Origin of the sequence: Bradyrhizobium elkanii WSM2783, assembly GCF_000472865.1 — a bacterium.
Taxonomy (GTDB): domain Bacteria; phylum Pseudomonadota; class Alphaproteobacteria; order Rhizobiales; family Xanthobacteraceae; genus Bradyrhizobium; species Bradyrhizobium elkanii_A.
The window spans coordinates 75,299-92,444 of the sequence record NZ_AXAP01000034.1 but is presented as its reverse complement, the minus strand read 5'-3'; the positions used below and the strand labels follow the sequence as shown (position 1 = coordinate 92,444).

The window sequence follows — 17,146 nt, the reverse complement described above, 5'->3', positions numbered from 1 at the left end:
TAAAGCGGGATGGGGTTAAGTTGAATCGATTTGGGATTCCCAAATCAGTGAGTTTCTGATTCACCATGCTGGCTGGGCAGGAGGCCAGCATGGATGGGCAAGCCTTACTCTCTGGATCTTCGCAAGCGCGTGGTGGCCGCGATCGAGGGCGGGATGTCCCGCAATCAGGCGGCCAAGCAGTTTGGGGTTGCGATCAGCACGGCAATCGGTTGGATGCAGCGGGTCGATGAGACCGGCAGCGTTGCTCCGGGCCAGATGGGCGGTCACAAGCCGAAAGCGGTTTCGGGAGACCACGCGGTCTGGCTGTCGCAACGGATCAAGGACGGCGATTTCACCATACGTGGGCTCGTTGCCGAGCTTGCCGGGCGCGGCCTGAAGGTCGACTACCACTCGGTGTGGGACTTCGTGCACGCCGAGAAGCTCAGCTTCAAAAAAAAGCGTGGTGGCTGGCGAACGCGATCGTCCCGACGTGGCACGGCGGCGAGCCCAGTGGACAAAGTATCAAGATCGCGTCGAAGCTGAACGGCTGGTCTTCATCGACGAGACCTGGACCAGGACCGACATGGCTCCCCTGCGGGGATGGGCGCCGCGCGGGCGCAGACTCCCCGCCAAGGTTCCACATGGCCGCTGGAAGACCATGACCTTCCTGGCGGCCTTGCGCCATGACCGGATCGATGCGCCATGGTTCATCGAAGGACCGATCGATGGCGCGAGCTTTCGGACCTATGTCGAGAAAGTTCTCCTGCCCACCCTTCGCCCCGGCGATATCGTGGTCATGGACAATCTCGGCAGCCACAAGGGCAAGGTCGTGCGCCAGCTCATTCGCTCTGCCGGCGCCAAACTGTTCTTCCTGCCGAAATACTCGCCCGACCTGAACCCGATCGAACAGGTCTTTGCCAAGCTCAAACATCTGCTCCGAAAGGCGGCCGCCCGAACTGTCGATACCGTCTGCACCGCCATCGGTGAAGCCTTGCCAGCATTCACCTCTGAAGAATGCGCGAACTATCTCGAAAATTCAGGTTATCGAACCTAATGCCATCACGCTTTAGGCAATGTTTGATGTTGTGTTTCGTATATTGGCCAATTCACGGGCCATGGCAACAAAGCCGGAGATGGGAATAGTTTCGGCGCGGCGGGTGGTATCGACATGTGCTGCGGCGGCGAGCCGAGCCGGATCGACCGAAAGTGACTTCAGGCTCTGGCGCAGCATCTTGCGGCGCTGACCGAAGGCTGCGGCTGCCACCTGTTCCAGCGCGCGTCGGTCGCAAGGCTCGGGTGCGGCGCGTGGTATCAATCGCACCAGCGACGAGGTGACCTTCGGCTGCGGCACGAAGGCCGACGGAGAAATGTCGAACAGGATCTTTGTCTCAGTGCGCCAGTTGGCGAGCACGGCAAGCCGGCCATAGGCCTCGCCGTTCTCCTGCGCGACGATCCGCTCGGCGACCTCGCGCTGGAACATCAGCACCATCATGTCGTACCAGGGCGGCCAGGGTTCGATCGACAGCCAATCGACCAGAAGCTGGGTCGCGATGTTGTAGGGCAGGTTGGCAACGATCTTTGCCTTGCCGCCATCGAGCAGGGGGCGGGGATCGAAATGCTGCGCGTCGGCATGCACGATCTCGAGCCGTCCCGGGTATCGCTTCACGATGTAGTCGAGCGCAGCCAGCGCCCGTTCGTCGCGCTCGATGGCAATCACGCGTTTTGCGCCGAGCGCGAGCAGCGCCCGGGTCAATCCGCCTGGGCCGGGACCGACCTCGATCACGGTCGAGTCCTCGAGCGGACCCGCGGCGCGCGCGATCCGCGCGGTGAGGTTGAGATCGAGCAGAAAATTCTGGCCCAGCGACTTGCGCGCCGACAAGGAGTGTTCGCGAATGATGTCGCGCAGCGGCGGCAGATCGTCGATCGCGCTCATTCAGGCTTCGTCGCGGCCATCCTTGCGGCCAGGCGCAGCGCCGCGATCAGGCTCGACGGATTGGCGCGGCCGGTGCCGGCGATGTCGAACGCCGTGCCGTGATCCGGCGACGTCCGGACGAACGGCAGGCCCAGCGTGACATTGACCGCGTCATCGAACGCGATGGTCTTGATCGGGATCAGCGCCTGATCGTGATACATGCAGATTGCGCAGTCATAGGTGGCGCGCGCCGCCTTGTGGAACAGCGTGTCCGCCGGCAGCGGTCCGCGGACGTCGACACCTTCGGCGCGCAGGATCTCGACAGCGGGCGCCACGATCTCGATATCTTCGGTGCCGAGCGTACCGTCTTCGCCGGCGTGCGGATTGAGCCCCGAAATTGCCAGGCGCGGGCGGGCAAGCCCGAAGCGCGCCTTCATGTCGGCCACCACGATGCGGGCCGTCGAGACGATCAAGTCAGTCGTGAGCAATGCAAGCGCTTCGCGCAGCGAAAGGTGGATCGTCACGGGCACGACGGCGAGTGCGGGCGACCACAGCATCATTACGGGCTGCGGCGCGACCCCGTTCTTGGCCGCGAGTTCGGCCAGGAATTCGGTATGGCCGGGGTGACCGAAGCCGGCGCGATAGAGCACGTTCTTGGCGATCGGGTTGGTGACGACAGCGGCGGCCTTGCCGGCCATGACGTCAGCGACCGCGCGCCGGATCGAGGATAGCGCAGCATCCGCGCTGGTCGCATCCGGCGTGCCGGGCCGCGCCGTCGCCGGCTTGCCGGACGGAACGACGGGCAAGGCTCTCGCGAACGTGCCGAGCGCCTCTTCGGGGGAAGCGTCGGCAAGCTCGACCGCAAGGCCAAGACGGTGCGCGCGCTCAGCGAGGAAATCGCGGTCGCCTAGCAGGTAAAACGGCGGAAGCTTCAGTTCATCACGCCGCAACCACGCGGCAAGCGCAATGTCCGGGCCGATACCTGCGGGTTCGCCGGATGTCAGCGCAAGGGGCTTCGACATCATCAGCGATATTCGATCATGGCCGCTTTGCGGACTTCCTGCAGATAGGATTTCGATTTCGCCTCATATTTCTGGGCGTACATCTTCTCGCGGATTTCCCTCTTCTTCGGCGAGTCGATCATCGTGGTCTTGCGGCCGCACAGCACGACCATCTCCACGCCCTGCTTGGTGATCTCCGGCGGGGTCAGATGGCCGATCGGCGTCTTGTCGAGCACCTCGCGAATGCTCGGCGGGATGTCGGCCGTGGTCTTGGTCACGGTGTCGCGGATCGCCGCGTTGGGTATGGTCTTGAAATAGGAATTGGCTTCGTCGCAGCTCGTGATGCGCTCGCGCAGCCCCTCGGCTTCCTTCTTGCGCGCTTCGACCAATGCCGGCGTGGAGCCGCGCGGTACGATCAGCACGATCGGCTGCATCTTGTATTCGAAAGCTTCGATCTCGGTCTTTTCGCCGCCTTCCTGCGCGGCGGCCGCGACATCCTTCTCGCCGACCTGGAGGCTTTCCTTGTAGCGGCCACGCACGAGGCTGGTCCAAACCATGTCGGCCCTGATGCGGGACTTGAGCGTGTCGGCGCGAATGCCCTGGCTCTCCAGCGACTTCGTCAGTTGCTCCGGCGAGATCCGCATCCGCGCGCTCATCGCGGAATAGGATTGCTCGATGTCGGAGGAGGAGGGGTCGACGCCGAATTTCTTGGCTTCCTTGATCTTCACCTTTTCGTCGATCAGTTCCTCGATCACTTCCTGCCGGTTCTGCTGCTTGTGGGTGGTCAGGAAGTTCAGCTTGGTGCGCTGCTCGATGTCGTAGTTGGTGATCGGCTCGCCGTTGACCATGACGGCCACGGTCTGCGCTTTCAGCGGCGAAGTGCCGCAGAGCATCAGCGCGAGCGCGATCGCGGGAGCCAGGGTCGAAAGGCGAAGGGGTAACGTCGTCATGGTCATCTCAGCGATGTGGTCATATCAGCCATATCAACCTATCCGCACCGAATTTCGGCGGTGCGGATCACGCTCTACTGAAAGCCGCCGTTCGCGCCGCCCGCCGTCGTCGTCGTGGTCGCGATCGTCCGCAGCCCGATTTGGAACATGAACGAGTGGCTGAGGACTGGCGGCGTCGAGGGGGTGGAGTAGGTGTATGACGTGACATAGTTCGCGGCCAGCACGAAGCAGTCGTCCACATAGCCGGCGCCGACGACGTACTGATTGATCTTGTTCGCTTCAAGGTCCCAACGCGCAGAGCCGGATACCACCCAGTTCGAGGCGACCTTGACCGAGGCGGTGGTCAGGATGCCTTCGCGACGGGTGAGATAGCCGAGTTCCGGTTGGGCCGCGTAGTTGCCGTAGAGCAGGCTGACCGACCAGCGATCGAAGTTTGCGCGTCCCTCGGCCTCGAAGCGGTTGATGTTCCAGGTAGCCTCGTCCATTCGCGATCGGACGCTGAACGTGTAGGTCCGGTTGGGCGAATAGCTGACGCTGCCGACATAGTCGGATGCGGCATGCTGCAGGCCCGAGTCGAGGCCGGTATTGGTCGCATCGGCGACCGCGAACGAGTTCAGGCCGAACAACTGGTAGGACTGTCCGAACAGCACCTTCACGGCACCGCCCCGATCGAACTGGGTGGTCGCCTGCACGCCGACGTTGGCACGGCCGCCGCCCTCGACACGGTCATAGCCGGAGAACTTGTCGACCGAGAACAGGTTGCTAGTGTCGAACACGAGGCTCTGTGCGTCCTCGTTAGGCAGCTTGCCGGCATAGGTCTCGTTCGGGCGGATGATGACCTGCGCGATCGGCTCGAGCGTGGTGGTGCCCCACGGCTGCACGTTGATGAACGGGTAGCGATATTCGAGGCCGACGGTCGGCATCAGGCGCAGCGCCTGCGTCTCGCCGACGGGAAGGAAGTTCGAAACACCGGGCTGATTCGAGACTGAAGAATCGATCGCGTCGGCGCGAACGATCGCGAACGGCGTCCATATCTGGCCGAACGGGTCGGTGTATGATCGCCGCCATTGAGCTTCGGCCGTCAGGCGCGTGTAGGTGCCGGGGAAGCCGCGCAACAGGCATTGCGACGGCATCCGGGCCAGGGGATCGGCGGATGCCGTGGTGCACAGGCCGGCGGTGTTGGCGAGCGTCGTGATCGGGTCGAAGACCGCCTGGTCACGCGTCAGGCTGGTGAAGTTCACCTTGTAGCTGAACTCGCCGCCGAAGATCGGGCTGTTGATCACATTGTTATAGTCGATCACCGGATGGACCACCGGCACCTGGCTCTGGTTGCCGGAGTAGCTCAGGTAATAGATCGTGCGCGCATCGAAGAAGCTGCGATTGCCGACGCCGGTCAAGTAGAGCTGCGAGATCGCTTCTGTCGGCAGGCTCAGGAACGCCGCGAATGGGTCCCGGTACTGGGCAAGCCGATAGTCCTGGAAGAAGTAGTAGTCGGACAGGAGCACGCCGTCCCAGCCCCAGACCCACTTGTCGTTGATCGCGAACTGGCCGTGGGTATCGATGCCGCCGCGGAACTGGCGGTCGCCCGGCTGGCCGGCGAAGGCGCCGCGGTCGAGCTGGTCGATGCCATAGGCGCGGATCGAGTAGGAGCCGTCCAGCAGGCGCTGGCGGAATTCACCCTGGAGCAGGACGCCCTGGCGCGTCGTAAAGCGCGGGTTGAACGTCGCGTCATAGTCTGGGGCGAGCGCGAAATAATAGGGGATCTCGACGGCGTAGCCATAGGTCGATGCCTGGCTGGGATTCGGCATCAGGAAGCCGCTCTTGCGCTTCACGGTCGGGTCGGGCGTCGAGAAATAGGGCATGTACGCCATCGGAACGCCGAAGAACTCGAGCTGGGCGTTCTCGAAATAGAGCATCTTCTCGGTCTGGTTATGGATGATGCGGGCGCCCTTGACCTGCCACAGCGGCGGCTTCTTCGGGTCGTCCTTACACGGCGCGCAGGCCGTATAGACGCCGTTCTCGAACACCGTGTAGTTGCCAGCGGACCGGTCGGCACGGGTCGCCGCCATGCGCGTCTGATCCTCGGTGTCGACGCGCAGCGAATCGACGAAACCATCCCGGTAGTCGTCGCTGAGATCCATGATGTTGGCGTAGGTGATCTTGCCCTGGGCATCCGTGAAGCGGATGTTGCCCTCGGCATGGAGGCGCTTGGTCTTCTGGTCGTAGATGACCTTGTCGGCCTCGACGCTGGTGCCGTTGTAGAACATCTGCACGTTGCCGACCGCGGAGACGCGCTGATTGTTGTAGTCGTAATCGACTTCGGTCGCCTGCACGAGCATCTGCCCGTCATTCCGGGGCGGGGCCGGAGTCGGTTTCGGCGGCCGCGGATTGTAGGTGAAGCTCTGCGCGGCGGCGGGCGTCGTCAGGTCAACGCCGATCGTCGCCGTAAGAATGAATCCAACGGTCAAGGTTAGTAGGAAGCCGGCCAAGCGAGTCCGCTGACGGCGCACGGTACTGCGCCGCCTGAACGCAGGCGACTCCAACTGGCGGGCGGCGACAACGGCCACTACCCGTCCTCCTGATATAGCAAGGCCAAGAAACCGGTGAGGCCGCCCACACACACGGGCAACCACGCCGCAGCGATGGGATGCATCAACTCAGCCTTGCTCAAATCTTCAGTTACTTTCGAAAGCACGTAGAGCAGAAAGCCCGCACCCACGCCACTCAAAACCATCTTTTGCACGCCGCCGAACCGGAAGAAGCGCAAGCTGACCGAAGCGGCCAAAAGCACCATCGCAGCCAGCAAAAACGGCTGTGCAATGAGCTTGTGGTACTGCAGCCGGTAGCCGGCGGTTGCAAAGCCCGAGCTCTCCGACGAGCGGATGTAGTTCGGTAGTTGCCAAAACGACACAGTTTCCGGGGTGGAAAAGCTGTTGCGGACCTGGGCCGGGGTCAGCGTCGTGGCTAGGTAAAAGCTGTCCTGATCGATCGGGGGCTTGTCGAGGGAGTATCGACGTACTCCTTTGAACACCCAGCGGCCCTCGTCGAGGGAGGCTTCGCGGGCTTCGATTCGCTCCTTGAACTGCAGGCTGGTGTCGAAGCGGAATACGGTCAGCCCGGTCAGGCGCACGCCCTGCTGCTCGCTGCGGGCGGCGTTGATGATCGACTGGCCCTCGCTGTTGACCTGGTTGAGCCAGAAGCCGGAGGCGTCCTGGATGCCGCCGCCGGGCGCCGAGCCGAACAGCTCAGCTTCCATCTGCTTGGAGAGCTCGCGCAGGTTTGCCGACATCGGATTGTAAGCGGTGGTCGCCCCGATCCCCAGCACGATCGCGCTCGCCAGCGCAGGCGAGATGAACTGCCAGGCCGAAACGCCGGCGGCGCGCGCGACCACGAGCTCGAGCCGGCGCGACAGCGCGAGGTAGCAGGTCATGGCCCCGATCAGCACGCAGAACGGCATCAGCTTCTCGAGAAGCTGCGGGACGCGGAACAGCGAGGTCTCGGCGACCGTGATCGCGGAGGCCGTGACCAGCCCGGAGGTCTTGCGCACCATCTCGATGTAGTCGACCAGGACGAGCAGCACGAAGATGCCGACAAACACGCCGACGGCCGAGATCACGAAGCGGCCGGCGAAATAGCGCCCGAGCGTGTTGGTGACCATGCTCATGCGGTGGCCGGCCTTCCGAACAGGCGCGCAATCCGCGCATTGGACCTGTTGATGGCTTCGATCAATCCGGGGGGCGGCTCCACCACCACGCCGCCGATGATCATCCAGAGCCCGACGCCGATGCCGCCGAGCAGCATCAGGTACTGTGCGCCGACGGCAAGCGACGATTTCACCGCCATCACCGAGCAGGCGAATCCAGCCATGCGCAGGCCAAGCACCGCGAGAACCGAACCGCCGATCGAGAAATTGCGACTCTGGCGCGTCGTGCGCGGCGCGCCCAGGAAGGCGAATGTGAGTGCGGCAAATGCGAACGGATAGATCGGCGCCATGAAGCGGTCGTGCAATTCGGCACGGAACTGGCCGGACAGTTGATCAAAGGTCGGATCATCAGCCGCGGGCCAGATCAATTCCCACAGATATCGCTCGCGAATCCCCAGCGTGACGTCGCGCTGGCTGGAGAATTTCGACATGTCGAACGCGTAGCGGCCGAAGGCGACGAGGGCAGGGTCGCGCTTGCCGGCTTCGAATCGCTGCAGGTTGCCGTCCTCCAGCACCAGATACGAACCATTCTCGTTCTTCAGCACCGTGCCATGGTCGGCGATGATGGTGACGCGCTCCTTGGGATCGCGGCGATCGTCGACAAAGATGCCGCCGAGCACGCCGCCCGGCAGGCGTTCACGAATCCGAATCGTCAGGTTCTGGTCGAGCTGGGCGAAGCGGCCGGGCTGCAGGATATTGGTGAGCACGTCGGCGGTGATCTCGGCGTCCCATTGCTTGATGCGCCGCATGCCGTCGGGCGCGAGATAGGCGCCGATGAAGGCGACCAGCGCGGCGACCACGCAGGTGGCATAGAAGAAGGGACGGAACAGGCGGAATGGCGAAAAGCCCGCCGCGTTCATCACGATGATCTCGGAATCGGTCGCGAGCTTGTTCAGCGTGTGCGAGACCGCGATCATCAGCGCGATCGGCGCGATGATCAGGACGAGTGCCGGAATCACCAGGCCAGTGATGCCGAGGAAGGTGATGATGGTCTGACCCTGGCTGGTCATCAGGTCGATGCCGCGCAACGCCTGGGTAATCCAGATCACGCCGGTGAGGCTGATCAGGACTACCGCAAACGACGCGAGCGTCGTGCGGAAAATATACCTGTCAATCGACCCCATCCCGTTACCGCAAGATCCCACTTGGCACGCCAAAACGCACGGCTTCCCGACCAATCCCTTCGAAGGGCTCCCCTTTGGCCGTGCCGCTTATCCGTCCAGCCGTCATCCTCTCATTACCATCCCTTTGATCCGTCAACAAAATGGCTGAGCCAAGGCGCTTCTTCCATATGGTTAATTATTCCTCTTTGTGACGTTCCAGCCACGCCGCGCTTGGCAGTGCGGCGGCCGGCAGGCCATAGTGTTGATGAACCCCGGGGCTGACCGATCTGGACGGCCGCGAACCAACATTCCACTTACTACCCACGCAAGCCGGTTCCCGCCTGCGACAGCCCTGATTCTGGAGGAGTTTACCGATGTCCGACGCCGTAAAGGTCGGCTTTGTCCCGTTTTCCGCGCCCGTCCGGGGCCTGGTGGTGGTGTTTTGCGATGAGGCCCTGAAGTTCGGCGCGGCGACCGACAAGGCGCTTGGGAAGGCGGCGGAGACGGTCAAGCGGGCAGCCGCGGCCAACCAGTTCAAGGGCAAGAGCGGCGCGATTCTCGATATCCTGGCGCCGGAGGGGATCAAGGTCGAACGCCTGATCGTTGTCGGAACCGGCAAGGCGTCGGCGCTCAAGGAGAAGGATTTTCTCAAATTCGGTGGCGTCGCTGCCGGCAAGCTGAACGCGGCGACAGATACCGTCACCGTGATCGCCGAGTTGGCCGAAGGCGCGATGAAGGCGGAGCAGGCTGCCGCCATCGCCTCCGGTATACGGCTCCGGGCCTATAAATTCGATCGTTACAAGACCAAGAAGAAGGACGGCGAGAACGAACAGGTGCGCGCCGATGTCTCGATCGCGGTCGACGATGTCGCCGCCGCCAGGAAGGCATTTGCGCCTGACGCCTCCATTGTCGAAGGCGTCGTCATCGCGCGTGACCTCGTGAACGAGCCGCCGAACGTGCTCTATCCCGAGGAGTTCGCACGCCGCGCCAGCCAGCTCCGCAAGATCGGCGTCGACGTCGAGGTGCTCGACGTCAAGGCGATGACCAAGCTCGGCATGGGCGCGCTGCTCGGCGTTGCGCAGGGCTCGGCGCGGCCCGGCCGCGTGGTGATCATGCGCTGGAACGGCGGCAAGAAGAGCGAGCAGCCGGTGGCATTCGTCGGCAAGGGCGTCTGCTTCGATACCGGCGGTATCTCGATCAAGCCGGCCGGAAGCATGGAGGACATGAAGGGCGACATGGGCGGCGCGGCCTGCGTGGTCGGGCTGATGCACGCGCTGGCCGCGCGCAAAGCCAAGGTCAACGCGGTCGGCGCCATCGGCCTGGTCGAGAACATGCCCGACGGCAACGCCCAGCGTCCCGGCGATATCGTCAAGTCGATGTCGGGCCAGACCATCGAGATCATCAACACCGACGCCGAAGGCCGGCTCGTCCTGGCCGACGTGCTCTGGTATGTGGCCAAGAAATTCAAGCCGAAGTTCATGGTTGATCTGGCGACGCTGACCGGAGCGATCATGGTCGCGCTCGGCACCGAGCATGCCGGCCTGTTCTCCAATAATGACGAATTGGCCGATCGGCTCATCAAGGTCGGGCAGGAGACCGGCGAGCGGGTGTGGCGGATGCCGCTCGGCTCCGAATACGACAAGCTGATCGATTCGCAGTTCGCCGACATGAAGAATACCGGCGGCCGCCACGGCGGCTCGATCACCGCGGCGCAGTTCCTGCAACGCTTCGTCGACGGCACGCCCTGGGCGCATCTCGACATCGCGGGAACCGCGATGGGCGCGCCGAAGACCGACATCAACCAGAGCTGGGGCTCGGGCTACGGCGTTCGCCTGCTGGACCGCCTGGTCGCGGACTACTACGAGGCGAAGAAATAAGCAGGGATGACCGAGGTCCTGTTCTATCATCTGCAAGGCATGTCGCTGGAGAGCGTGCTGCCGCCGCTGCTCGAGAAATCGCTCGAGCGCGGCTGGCGGGTGGTGGTGCAATCGACGTCGCTGGAGCGCGCCGAGGCGCTCGACGCGCATTTATGGACCTACAGCGACGATTCCTTCCTGCCGCATGCCACCTGGCGTGCCGCCGATGCATCGGATCAGCCGATCATCCTTTCGATCGACGACGGTAATCCGAACCGCGCCAATGTGCGCTTCCTGGTCGACAATGCCGCGATGCCCGAAGACAGCGGCAGCTATGAGCGGCTGGTGCTGGTGTTCAACGGCGACGACGCTGAAGCGGTTGCGGCGGCGCGCGCGAACTGGACCGCCTGCAAGGCGAACGGATTCGAGGTGACCTACTGGCAGGCCGACGAGCGCGGCCGCTGGCAGCGCCGGCAATAGAAGGTTGCGGAATTAATGATAATTTGCACTTTGTGTCCCGGAGTCGGCGGGAAGCCACGGTCATGCCGCAAAGGGATGGTCGGACAAAGATTTTAGGGCAAAGGCGCGCGCCGCGCGTAAGGCTTGGGGTATCGCTCCGCGCAAAAAAGCGCGGCGGGACAAGAGGGTAGAGACGGGAGCCCAATCGATCGTGCGAGACGGAAAACTTATTCGGAAACCTCTGTTGGCCCTGCTGCTGCTTGCGCCGGTCATCTCCGGCTGTTCCGGCGGCTCGGATATTTTCTCAAGGGATGCCGAATGGTTCTCGCGGCCTGGCCGGCTGTTCATCCGCAACATTTCGATCGAGACGCCACCGCTGTCGCCGACCAAGCCGGTCACCGCCGAGGACATGGTCAGCGCCGAGGGCGGATGCCCCGGGATGGCGCCGGCGGGGCCTGCGAATGCCAATGCGCTCGCCGACGGCGCCGGCGGCGCACCACCGCCGCAGAGTACCGGGACAGTCGCGCTGGGACACACCGAGTGCGATGTGGTCCGCGGCATCGGCGCGCCCGACAATGTCGCTCTCTCCAAGAATGAACGCGGCGATCGCGTCGCCGTCGTCACTTATACGCACGGGCCGCGCGCCGGCATCTACACGTTCACCTCCGGCCGCCTGTCGTCGATCGAGCGTATTGACGTGCCCGCGCCGCCGCCGAAGGCCGGCAAGCCGAAGGCGAAGAAGCACGCGGCGACGTAAGGTCGGCGAATTTGCGGGGTGGGCAAAAGCGCGCTAGCGCTGTGCCCACCATCTGACGCTCTGCTCGTGATGGTGGGCACGCCCACCCGACAGGGTCGCTGCGACTTCTGATTCAATTTTCAAACAGCGGACCCTACGTCAGCTTCAAACAGCAGTAGGGATGTGCGTTCGCATTCTCGCGGCGCGTTGCGCCCGAGGCTTGCTTCACTTTCCACCCTCTTCGATATCGGAGGGCGCAGGGAAAGCCGGGTGCTGGTTGCACCCGTGGGTCCCGTGCAACAAAAAGCACGGGGGTAGGACCACAGGTTCAACCGAAGCATTCCGGCTTTCCCTGCGCAGTGGTTTACGGCTTATTTCGCGCTCTCCCTGGTGACCGGGCTTTCTTGCCACCATCGCTGTGTTCAACGAACAAAACTTAGCGCCAGCGTCGGGGCGCCAGGACCACACGACTTCGCCGTCCGCTGATGTTGCGTTCGTCTTTCGCAACACCCGCGTCCACCGCATCTCACCGCACGTTCGTGACGATCGCGACCCGCCCCTCATCTGGGTGAGACGCGCGGAGTCATAGTGCTGATTTGCCCGACGGCGGAAGCGGAATGTTTTTCGCGCGAGGGCTGGACGGGGCAAATCACATTGATCGGCTTAAGGAAAATCGCGCGAACGACACGACGCCGTCATGCCCGGGCTCGTCCCGGGCATCCACGTCCTTTGCCTCCGTGGACAGGAGAGAACGTGGATGGCCGGGTCAAGCCCGGCCATGACGGAGGAGAGGATTGCGCAATGCGTCCCTCAGTCATTCCGGGGCATCGCGAAGCGATGAGCCCGGAATCCATTTCTCCGCCAGCGCAAGTGGTTGAATGGATTCCGGGTTCGCGCTTCGCGCGCCCCGGAATGACGGAGAGTGCTGAGCTTGGGGCCCGCCCCTCGAGATGCCGCTTCGCTGCTCCTCGGAATGAGGCGGCATGGGCTAAACTAACCCGCCGCTTCATCCGAGAGCGAGCTTGCTTCCAGCCATTCTTCTTCGGCGCGCTGCAGTGCGGTTTCTGCGCCGGCGCGTGCCTGGGCGAGTTGTGCTGCCTGCTTCGGATCGCGTGTGAACAGGTCCGGCAGCGCGAGCGCCGCGTCGATCTTGGCAATGATTCCGGTGATGCGTTCGATCTCGGCTTCGGCTTGCGCGATCCGCTGCTTCGGAGGGATGCGCTTCTCGCTTTTCGGACGCTCGGGCTTGGTGCTCTCCTTGCTGCGTTCGCGCGAAGCCGGGCGTATCTCATTCGCGGACAATATCGTCCTGCGGTAGTCGTCGAGATCGCCGTCATAGCTCGTCACGGTGTGGTTGGCGACGACCCAGAGCCGGTCGGCGCAGGCCTCGATCAGGTAGCGGTCGTGCGAGACCATCAGCACCGCGCCGGGAAAATCATTGATCGCTTCGGCGAGCGCAGCGCGGCTGTCGATGTCGAGATGGTTGGTCGGCTCGTCCAGGATGATCATGTTGGGCGCGGCGAAGGTCGCAAGGCCGAGCAGCAGCCGTGCCTTCTCGCCGCCCGACAGGCTCTTCACCAGCGTATCGCCCGCCTTGCCGGAAAAGCCGATGGCACCGACGCGGGCGCGCACCTTGCTCTCCGGCGCGTCCGGCATCAGCTTGCGGATGTGGTCGTAAGGCGAACCGTCGAGATTGAGCTCGTCGACCTGATGCTGCGCGAAATAGCCGACCGAGAGCTTTTCCGCGCGCGTGATCTTGCCGGAGAACGGCGCGAGCCGGCCCGCGAGCAGCTTCACCAGGGTCGACTTGCCGTTGCCGTTGGCACCTAACAGCGCAATGCGGTCGTCGGTATCGATGCGCAGCGTCACGCGGTTCAGCACCGGCTTGTTCGCATCATAGCCGACGGCGACGTCATCGACGGCGATGATCGGCGGCGACAGCGTCCTCTCGGGCACCGGAAACGAGATATCGTGTACGTCCTGCGTCACCAGCGCGGTGACCGGCTTCATCCGCTCCAGCATCTTCATGCGCGATTGCGCCTGCCGCGCCTTCGAAGCCTTGGCCTTGAATCGGTCGACGAAGGCCTGCAGCCGCTTGCGCTCCTCCGCCTGGCGCTTGGCGTGCTTTGCATCGAGCATTTCGCGCGTGGCGCGCTGCTCCTCGAACGAGGAATAGGTCCCCTTGTAGAGCGTCAGCCTGCGGTGATCGAGATGCAGGATCTGGTCCACGGAGGTGTCGAGCAGGTCGCGGTCATGGCTGATCACGATCACGGTACGCGGATAGTGCGCAAGGTGATCCTCCAGCCACAGCGTGCCTTCGAGGTCGAGATAGTTGGTCGGCTCGTCCAGCAGCAACAGGTCGGGCGCGGCAAACAGCGTCGCGGCAAGCGCAACCCGCATGCGCCAGCCGCCGGAAAATTCGGCGCATGACCGCGCCTGATCGGCCGCCGAAAAGCCGAGGCCGCTGAGGATCGCGGCGGCGCGGGCAGGGGCGGAATGGGCGTCGATGTCGACGAGCCGGGTCTGGATTTCCGCGATCCGGTGCGGATCGTGCGCGGTCTCGGCTTCGCGCAGCAGCGCGTCGCGTTCGATATCTGCCTTCAGCACGATCTCGATCAGGCTTTCGGGACCATTGGGCGCTTCCTGCGCGAGGCTGCCGATCCGCCAGCGCGGCGGAATCGTGATGCTGCCGGCTTCGAGCGGAAGATCACCGCGGATGGCATGAAACAGCGTCGACTTGCCGACACCATTGCGGCCGACAAAGCCGACCCGGGCGCCGGGAATGATCTGGACCGAGCTGTTCTCGATCAGAAGCCGCACGGCGATGCGGACGGATATGTCGGAGATGGAAAGCATGCGGCGTTGTCACCGGAGCCGCCGCCAAACGCAACCCATCAATCCGGTAAATTATGCTCCAGCTTTTCAACTTTGCAGAGTTGCTCGAGCCCACCTCGAGGGCGGCCTGCTTCAATGCAGGCTGTCTTCCTCGCGCCGGCGCAGCTCGTCCAAGAGATGCTGCAACTGAGAGGTCAGCGACGACTCCGGGCGCAAGCTTTGCTGCAGCCGTTCGCCGACCGCGTCGCAAATGGACCGGCAGGTCTTGTGATCGAGCAGCTCAAAATCAGCGTGGCTTCGGCTATTCATGATCAGTCTCTCGGCGAGTTCCATCTCGCCTTGCTTGAACGAAAGCTCGCAAGGTCAAGTCCGACGGGCTGAATTTGTTTCCGATTATCGCGCATCGACATCCTCGCTCGTGGGTAGCAGACCAGCGGGTTCCATGCGCAAAAAAGCCCCGGCCTTGCGGCCGGGGTGCTCAAGTCTTGGGGGAGTTCAGGTTGGGGGAGTTCAGGTTGGGGGAGTTCTGGTCAGGTCAGTAGCAGCGGTTGACGAGGCGCCAGCGGGGGCCCCAAGGGGTCGGCACCAGGCGCCGCGTGTAGCAGCCGCCATAACCGGGGCCGCCGTAGTAGGCGGGGCCGCCGACAACGACGCGCGGACCCCAGCCCCAGCCACGATGCCAGCCACCGTGCCAACCGTCCCAGGCCGAGGCGGAGGTCGGCGCCAGCGCAGCCGCGCCGAGCGAGGCCGCGGCAAGAGCGACAAGCGAGAATTTACGTAGCATGGTCGTCTCCTCGAGTTTCGGCGCCGTCGGAAGCGCCGGCGGTGACAATATCGCCCGTGACGCCCTCGCTTTAGCTGTGTGGACAAGCTTCGAAGGCGTCCGATCGATGCAGAGCTTAGGCCGCGCCGCCTGAACGGGAGCGCGACGGCTGCTACAGAATGGGTTCACGTTCGTGAAATTGTCGTAATCCGGGCCGGCTAAGGCTGTGCCGGCCCCGGGGGCTGACGCTGATCCTGATCGCCAAATCGTGCCCAAACTAGAGGGCGAGGGCGACACCGGGTCGCTTGCCGTCGCAGGATCACGCCGATATAAGCCCCGCAACTCGTTAACCAGCGTTTGCAAGGACGATATTATGGCGACTGAACGCACTTTCTCGATCATCAAGCCCGACGCGACGGAGCGTAACCTGACCGGCGCGGTCAACGCACTGATCGAGAAGGCCGGGCTCCGGATCGTGGCCCAGAAGCGGATTCGCATGACCCGTGAGCAGGCCGAGACCTTCTATGCCGTCCACAAGGCGCGTCCGTTCTTCGGCGAGCTGGTCGAGTTCATGACCTCCGGCCCGGTCGTGGTCCAGGTGCTGGAAGGCGAGGGGGCGATCGCCAAATACCGCGACGTGATGGGCGCCACCGACCCGTCCAAGGCCGCCGAAGGTACAATCCGCAAGCTCCATGCGAAATCGATCGGCGAGAATTCCGTGCATGGATCCGATGCTCCGGAGACGGCCGCGATCGAGATCGCGCAGTTCTTCTCGGGCAACGAGATCGTCGGCTAATACGCTGGAGGAGTTTCGGTTCTGATGGAATCAGAACCGAAACTCTAGATTCTTGTTTGACGCGTTTTCTTCACGCGAACCGGTGCCCACTTCGCTCGAAAACGCTCTAATACAACGAAGTTGCGGCGGGCTGGGCGTCGCGAGGAGTGGCCGCAAGGCCGAAAGGAAGCGCTGTGGACTGGCTGTGGCAGATCGTTGATCCCGCGAATCTCGCGGCTTTCTTCACGCAGTTCAAGAGCGAGATGGCGACCTCGACGTTCTGGGTCGCCGTCGGCAAGATCATCTGGATCAATGTGCTGTTGTCGGGCGACAACGCCTTGGTGATCGCGCTGGCCTGCCGCGGGCTCGCGCCGCGCCAGCGGCTGTGGGGCATGATCTTCGGCGCGGCGGCCGCGGTGATTTTGCGCATCATCTTCACCGGCATCGTCGCGACCTTGATGGAATTCCCTTACCTCAAGCTCGTCGGCGGGTTGGCGCTGATCGTGATCGCGGCAAAGCTGCTCGTTCCCGAACATGATGACGAGGACAGCGTGGATGCGGCCGCGCATCTGTGGGCGGCGGTGCAGATCGTCGTCGTCGCCGACATCGTCATGAGCCTCGACAACGTGATCGCGGTTGCCGCCGCTGCAAATGGCAGCGTGCCGCTTCTGGTGCTCGGCCTTGCGATCAGCGTGCCCCTGATCGTCGCGGGCGCGGCGTTGATCATGGCGCTGCTCAGCAAGCTGCCGGTGCTGGTCTGGGCCGGCGCGGCCCTGCTCGGGTGGATCGCCGGCGATGTGATCGCGACCGATCCGGCGGTCGATCCGAAGCTCGATGCGCTGTTTGCCGGTCCGGTCGGCAATACGCTCGATTCCTGGCTGGGCACGTTCGGCATCGGTCCGCATTTTGCCGGCGGCGGCCACGGCGGCGAGATCGCGCTGGCGCTGCTTGGCGTCATCGTGGTGCTGGTCGTCGGATCGATCTGGCGCCGGCGCGCGCTGCATCACGCCGAGCGGGCCGCCAAGGCGGCCTGAAAGGCTCGATGCTAAGGCTCGATGAGATGAAGTCGAATTG

Annotated in this window: 15 protein-coding genes; 6 read left to right on the top strand and 9 right to left on the bottom strand. The window is 63.6% G+C overall.

Annotation, left to right across the window (positions count from 1 at the left end; genetic code table 11):
- Window positions 1-93: 93 nt before the first annotated feature.
- A protein-coding gene (locus YY7_RS58510; RefSeq protein WP_433994517.1) for an IS630 family transposase occupies window positions 94-1,033 on the top strand; the annotation gives its coding sequence in 2 pieces (ribosomal slippage) (window positions 94-429 and window positions 431-1,033; 939 coding nt in all).
- Between the two features lie 12 nt (window positions 1,034-1,045).
- On the opposite strand, the gene rsmA is transcribed toward YY7_RS58510, so the two are convergent.
- The 6 genes from rsmA to lptF form a co-directional block, all read right to left on the bottom strand.
- Window positions 1,046-1,912 (bottom strand): 16S rRNA (adenine(1518)-N(6)/adenine(1519)-N(6))-dimethyltransferase RsmA, encoded by an 867-nt coding sequence (gene rsmA / locus YY7_RS0126755; RefSeq protein WP_028165907.1) that lies wholly within the window; start codon window positions 1,910-1,912, stop codon window positions 1,046-1,048.
- Complete coding sequence (pdxA, locus tag YY7_RS0126750; RefSeq protein ID WP_028165906.1) at window positions 1,909-2,913, bottom strand: 4-hydroxythreonine-4-phosphate dehydrogenase PdxA; 1,005 nt, start codon at window positions 2,911-2,913, stop codon at window positions 1,909-1,911. The genes rsmA and pdxA overlap by 4 nt, the downstream gene beginning before the upstream one ends.
- Window positions 2,914-2,915: 2 nt before the next feature.
- Window positions 2,916-3,848, bottom strand: a complete 933-nt coding sequence (locus YY7_RS0126745; protein WP_028165905.1) for a SurA N-terminal domain-containing protein — start codon at window positions 3,846-3,848, stop codon at window positions 2,916-2,918.
- A gap of 68 nt (window positions 3,849-3,916) precedes the next feature.
- Complete coding sequence (locus YY7_RS0126740) at window positions 3,917-6,310, bottom strand: LPS-assembly protein LptD (RefSeq protein WP_245287413.1); 2,394 nt, start codon at window positions 6,308-6,310, stop codon at window positions 3,917-3,919.
- Window positions 6,311-6,408: 98 nt separating this feature from the next.
- On the bottom strand, window positions 6,409-7,506 hold the full coding sequence (gene lptG, locus YY7_RS0126735; protein WP_028165903.1) for an LPS export ABC transporter permease LptG: 1,098 nt from the start codon (window positions 7,504-7,506) through the stop codon (window positions 6,409-6,411).
- Window positions 7,503-8,669 carry an LPS export ABC transporter permease LptF gene (lptF, locus tag YY7_RS0126730; protein WP_028165902.1) on the bottom strand — a complete coding sequence of 389 codons (1,167 nt, stop codon included), beginning with the start codon at window positions 8,667-8,669 and terminating at the stop codon, window positions 7,503-7,505. Before lptF ends, lptG begins: the two co-directional genes overlap by 4 nt.
- Before the next feature lie 353 nt (window positions 8,670-9,022).
- On the opposite strand from lptF, the gene YY7_RS0126725 reads away from it, so the two are divergent.
- The 3 genes from YY7_RS0126725 to YY7_RS0126715 all read left to right on the top strand — a co-directional run bounded on the left by YY7_RS0126725 (window position 9,023) and on the right by YY7_RS0126715 (window position 11,720).
- Complete coding sequence (locus tag YY7_RS0126725) at window positions 9,023-10,525, top strand: leucyl aminopeptidase (RefSeq protein WP_028165901.1); 1,503 nt, start codon at window positions 9,023-9,025, stop codon at window positions 10,523-10,525.
- A gap of 6 nt (window positions 10,526-10,531) precedes the next feature.
- Window positions 10,532-10,984, top strand: coding sequence for a DNA polymerase III subunit chi (locus YY7_RS0126720; RefSeq protein ID WP_028165900.1), 453 nt, complete (start codon window positions 10,532-10,534; stop codon window positions 10,982-10,984).
- 223 nt (window positions 10,985-11,207) lie between these two features.
- Window positions 11,208-11,720 carry a hypothetical protein gene (locus YY7_RS0126715; protein WP_245287412.1) on the top strand — a complete coding sequence of 171 codons (513 nt, stop codon included), beginning with the start codon at window positions 11,208-11,210 and terminating at the stop codon, window positions 11,718-11,720.
- A 972-nt stretch (window positions 11,721-12,692) separates the two neighbouring features.
- On the opposite strand, the gene YY7_RS0126710 is transcribed toward YY7_RS0126715, so the two are convergent.
- From YY7_RS0126710 to YY7_RS0126700, 3 genes are all read right to left on the bottom strand, one after another.
- Window positions 12,693-14,555, bottom strand: a complete 1,863-nt coding sequence (locus YY7_RS0126710) for an ABC-F family ATP-binding cassette domain-containing protein (RefSeq protein WP_028165898.1) — start codon at window positions 14,553-14,555, stop codon at window positions 12,693-12,695.
- Window positions 14,556-14,666: 111 nt separating this feature from the next.
- Window positions 14,667-14,867: a hypothetical protein gene (locus tag YY7_RS52915; RefSeq protein ID WP_035690972.1), complete on the bottom strand. Its 201-nt coding sequence runs from the start codon at window positions 14,865-14,867 to the stop codon at window positions 14,667-14,669.
- A gap of 202 nt (window positions 14,868-15,069) precedes the next feature.
- Window positions 15,070-15,318, bottom strand: coding sequence for a hypothetical protein (locus YY7_RS0126700; protein ID WP_028165897.1), 249 nt, complete (start codon window positions 15,316-15,318; stop codon window positions 15,070-15,072).
- Window positions 15,319-15,670: 352 nt separating this feature from the next.
- On the opposite strand from YY7_RS0126700, the gene ndk reads away from it, so the two are divergent.
- The gene (gene ndk, locus YY7_RS0126695) at window positions 15,671-16,093 is read left to right on the top strand and encodes a nucleoside-diphosphate kinase (RefSeq protein ID WP_028165896.1); all 423 of its coding nucleotides are present in this window, start codon (window positions 15,671-15,673) and stop codon (window positions 16,091-16,093) included.
- Window positions 16,094-16,266: 173 nt separating this feature from the next.
- On the top strand, window positions 16,267-17,106 hold the full coding sequence (locus YY7_RS0126690; protein ID WP_028165895.1) for a TerC family protein: 840 nt from the start codon (window positions 16,267-16,269) through the stop codon (window positions 17,104-17,106).
- Window positions 17,107-17,146: the final 40 nt, after the last annotated feature.

What these genes read in the sequence shown, in the direction of transcription:
- pdxA (WP_028165906.1), bottom strand. Translation starts at nt 2,913, where the DNA reads ATGTCGAAGCCCCTTGCGCTGACATCCGGCGAACCCGCAGGTATCGGC.
- lptG (WP_028165903.1), bottom strand. Translation starts at nt 7,506, where the DNA reads ATGAGCATGGTCACCAACACGCTCGGGCGCTATTTCGCCGGCCGCTTC.
- ndk (WP_028165896.1), top strand. Translation starts at nt 15,671, where the DNA reads ATGGCGACTGAACGCACTTTCTCGATCATCAAGCCCGACGCGACGGAG.
- YY7_RS0126710 (WP_028165898.1), bottom strand. Translation starts at nt 14,555, where the DNA reads ATGCTTTCCATCTCCGACATATCCGTCCGCATCGCCGTGCGGCTTCTG.
- YY7_RS0126700 (WP_028165897.1), bottom strand. Translation starts at nt 15,318, where the DNA reads ATGCTACGTAAATTCTCGCTTGTCGCTCTTGCCGCGGCCTCGCTCGGC.
- YY7_RS0126745 (WP_028165905.1), bottom strand. Translation starts at nt 3,848, where the DNA reads ATGACCATGACGACGTTACCCCTTCGCCTTTCGACCCTGGCTCCCGCG.
- YY7_RS0126720 (WP_028165900.1), top strand. Translation starts at nt 10,532, where the DNA reads ATGACCGAGGTCCTGTTCTATCATCTGCAAGGCATGTCGCTGGAGAGC.
- YY7_RS52915 (WP_035690972.1), bottom strand. Translation starts at nt 14,867, where the DNA reads ATGGAACTCGCCGAGAGACTGATCATGAATAGCCGAAGCCACGCTGAT.
- lptF (WP_028165902.1), bottom strand. Translation starts at nt 8,669, where the DNA reads ATGGGGTCGATTGACAGGTATATTTTCCGCACGACGCTCGCGTCGTTT.
- rsmA (WP_028165907.1), bottom strand. Translation starts at nt 1,912, where the DNA reads ATGAGCGCGATCGACGATCTGCCGCCGCTGCGCGACATCATTCGCGAA.
- YY7_RS0126725 (WP_028165901.1), top strand. Translation starts at nt 9,023, where the DNA reads ATGTCCGACGCCGTAAAGGTCGGCTTTGTCCCGTTTTCCGCGCCCGTC.